The organism is Prevotella sp. oral taxon 317 str. F0108 (assembly GCF_000162415.1).
Classification (GTDB): domain Bacteria; phylum Bacteroidota; class Bacteroidia; order Bacteroidales; family Bacteroidaceae; genus Prevotella; species Prevotella conceptionensis.
In genome coordinates this window covers 12,981-16,738 of record NZ_GG740083.1, presented here as the reverse complement: position 1 = coordinate 16,738, position 3,758 = coordinate 12,981, and the positions used below count along the sequence as shown (strand labels likewise).

Here is a 3,758-nt window from a genome sequence, read left to right as displayed (position 1 = left end):
ACTGCCTTGTCCTGCGTTGTCGTAAATGGTCTGCCTTACGGAGGCGAGTGCGGGGAAGAACACCGTCGTGTCTGCCTGTTGTTTTAGTTCGTAGGTGTTCTGCGTGCCTTGCAGTTTGTTGCCTGCTGCATCGTAGAGCGTTTCGGCAGTAACGAGGTCGTGCATGTACAGGTTGCGGTTGTGTCCGTATTCTGCCACCTGCTTGCGGTACACGGCATTGCCGTTCTGCGTATCTATCTGCTTGGTGATGACCTTCTCAAAACCGTAGAAGTCGCGTTCCCTGCGGTCGCGGTAGCCACCTTCATATTCGAATTCGTTGCGCATCTTGGTGGCTCCGTTCTCGGCATAGCCGCCCGTGGTCTCCACGGATGCCAGTACATAGCGCGAGCCGGGCATAGCAAAGTTGGGACGGGTCTTCTCGTAGATCAGGGCGATGTGTCCGCCAAAAGGCAAGGTGACGCCTTTGAGCAGGTTGGTGCGACCGGTGAGATTGCGGCGTACCTTTAGTTCATTGGGGCCATTCTCACGGACATAATCGGGATAACCGTCGCCGTCGATGTCGATGAGGGCCGTAGTAGTGCGGCTTACGCCCAGTGCTGTGGCCAAGATGCCGCGAGGAATAAGTCTGAAAATGAATACAGGGATCGTTACCGCTACGTTACCAAAGGTAGAAACGGAGTTTGCGATATTCTGGGTTAGGTTGGCGTTCTGCAAGAAATTAACCTTGGGCGGGAAGCCATTTCCAGTATTGTAAGCTACAAAGAGGTTGTCGTCATCTTCGGTAACGATGTCGGGCAGTCCATCGCCATTGACATCGAGCATCGAACTGGTCGACTCGGAAGTGGTGCGCGTTCCGTTAACACCAAAGCTGATATTCACCTTTCCGGCAACAGGAATGCTCACACCGCCTCCTGCACCCCATGTGGTGGATTTGGAGGTACCGATGCCGCCGCAATCGCTCTGCCGGGTGTCGGTGAAAGTATAACCCAGATTATAACGTACACTACCTCCGTCGAGCATATCGGGCAGTCCGTCGCCATTGAGGTCGGTCCAATCGCGTTCCGTGTCGGTAGTTCCTCGGGTATAGTTGCCGCTGGCACTAACCGAAGTGGCCGATGCCTCATTACCTTTTGCGGCTTCGATAAGGTTGGCTGTCTTAAAGTTCCATTGCTCCTTAGGACTGGGGGCTTTGGCAGCCGCATTCTTTGAATCGTTCTTCTCCGTGAGGGGAACACCGATATTCATACCGGCCGTTCCGGCGGAGGTTTTGTACTTGGGTCTGGAAATGTCAGGGTGGATGACTTCTGCACTGAGTGCTCCTGTCTGGGAAGTGAGTTGTGCATTAACCTTGTCCTTATGCTCTTTTATCCAGTCGGGATATCCATCGCCGTTGAGGTCCATGCAGGCCACGTTGGTATAGGAATCTTGCCAGCTCTTACTACCGGAAGCACCAATCGAAAGGAACTTCATAGAAAGCCCACCCGATGCTGCCACCGTATTGTCGGTGGCTTTGGTCTGCAGTACGGGAGCAGGAAGTGAAGTTCCGCCGGCAGCGTAAGACACGCTGTCTACATCGATCTCTTGTTGGCCCATACGCGAACTGCACTGCCACAACCCACCGATATAAGTGCTGTCAGTAACGCTGATGTAGGCATCCCGTTGGGGATTATAGCCCATAACGAAGAATCGTTCCTCGTTCAGGGGTGTCATCACCTCGGAGATATGTTCCGGATCCGGATCGCCGCCTCCTACGATGTCTTCGTATTTTTCTTTATCGATTTTTAGAACGGCTGTATCGATGGGTTGCGTGCCAAACGCTCTGTTGCCATTATAATCAAGCATCTCACTTATCCTTAATGCTACTTTTAACTAAAGAGTATAATTGTTCATATAGAATGAGCATATTATCAAGAGAAAAAAAAATCTTAGAATTAAACGAATCAGCATTCTTGATATATCTTAAAATCTTCTGTTTTTCTATAATGACAAGGTGCTCTTTCATATAGTCTCTTACAATCGTTGTATCTGCTACATCCTTAGCGTAAAAGGATATCATGAATTGACTTTTTGGCTTAATTTCTTTTGTAAAGTTGCTCAACAAATCTGGAGAGTAAGATTCTATGTTAAAATCAAGTGCAATCTGACATAATATAAAATCCCCATCTCTGGAAAAGAAATGTTTACGTATAAGTTCCTTGGAAGTTCTATTTTCTATATTCGTATTATCAAACCAGATCCAATAATCCTCATCTGCAACATTCCTAAGTTTATAATTAATAAGATATACAGGCTTATTGTCAATGAAATAATTTGTATATTCCATTGTTCGTTCTATTCCAACATTTTTTATCTGAGGAAACATTCTTTGACTTATGAACGATATTATTATTAAGAGAATATATCTCATTGATTGTTTATTTTTCATTTTCTCTTGATTTCATATTTCGAATAGTTTCCTGTCTTGATTCTAATATTTTATTCCTTAATCTTATATTTCCTTCTTTGCCTCCCTGGACTTGATGACCAGAAATTCTACGATCTTTAGTTTCTACATAAAGAAGAGCATGACCATTTCCCTCATGACTATATGTTTCAGCTTTGCCTTCAGGAGACAATCGACTTTGTATATAGACCCTAATATTATCATCTGGCGAATTAACCCCACTTTCACCCTTCCCTGGAAGTAGTGTTAAGCCGAATTTACCTCCTTCTCCTGTACTTAACCCTGACGTATATTCGGCTTTAGGATCCGCAAAGTCAGGATCTGGTTCTGTATATGTTATTTGCTCTGTTTGGAGTCTACCTTCATTATCTCTATAAGATACATTTCCATCAACTAAACTAACCTCTATGAGAATATCAGAATTAACCAATGTTGTTAGATTATTAAAATTCTTGCTTTCACTTTTATGTGAATTGATCAGTTTTCTATCTATATATCCATTCCTATCTAATTGTACAAAATTCATATCTTCTGTCGTTAGTGTATTTCTAATAACGGTTAAAGCTTCTTGGCTTCCTGGTTTTACAATTTTACCATCTGGATCTATAAAGCGAATGGGATTTCCTCGTGTGTAGCTATATCCACTAATATTTGGATATTTTTCTTTTAGCATATCTACTCCATACCACAGTGATGTCACGGGATTCATATACCGTGCCCCATAATAGTAAAGTCCCGTCTCTTGGTCAAGTTCCTTACCATTAAACTTATACGGCATATCCTCGCTACTACTATGTTCATCCACGAGCAACTCGCCATACGGCAGGTAAGCATCGAACTGAGTGATGTTTGCCTTGGCGTCAGTAATATAAGATGTACTACCGAGATGGTCGGAGTGATAGAAGAAGATTTCCTCGGTGTTGGTTGTGTCCGTTGGGACATAGCCATAACCCGGCTGGGCATTGTCAGGGTCTTCAGGCGCTCCCCATTGGATGGGTGGGCCCGGAGGTGTACCCGGCGTGGTATTCCTTTTCGGATGTTGCACCCAACCCTCGGGCACGGAATGGTCGCCCAAATCCCCAATGATGGAGTTGTAGCCATAACCGGTGTTGTCGGGATCGGCCGTTGCACCCTTCATCGTGGGAACACCCGGCGGTGTGCCCAGCGATTTGTAATACTCCTCGCGTTGTTTCTCTATCTGCAGCATGCGGGCAGCATAGTCTTTCTGGCCTGCCGTAACGTTGTTGCTGCTGACACCGTAGACATTGCTGAACTTGCCTGTCCCTAATTTGGAGGCAATTCGTTTGTCGCCGAT

The 3,758-nt window shown here is 45.7% G+C and carries 3 protein-coding genes; all 3 read right to left on the bottom strand.

Annotated features, from left to right (window positions below; genetic code table 11):
* On the bottom strand, window positions 1-1,842 hold a 1,842-nt coding region (locus HMPREF0670_RS14940), incomplete at its 3' end, for a toxin TcdB middle/N-terminal domain-containing protein (RefSeq protein ID WP_009231970.1).
* Between the two features lies 1 nt (window position 1,843).
* Window positions 1,844-2,425 (bottom strand): hypothetical protein, encoded by a 582-nt coding sequence (locus tag HMPREF0670_RS14935; RefSeq protein WP_044078488.1) that lies wholly within the window; start codon window positions 2,423-2,425, stop codon window positions 1,844-1,846.
* The coding region (locus tag HMPREF0670_RS16025; protein WP_232213953.1) for an RHS repeat domain-containing protein at window positions 2,415-3,758 on the bottom strand (1,344 nt) is incomplete at its 5' end. The genes HMPREF0670_RS14935 and HMPREF0670_RS16025, both read right to left, overlap by 11 nt.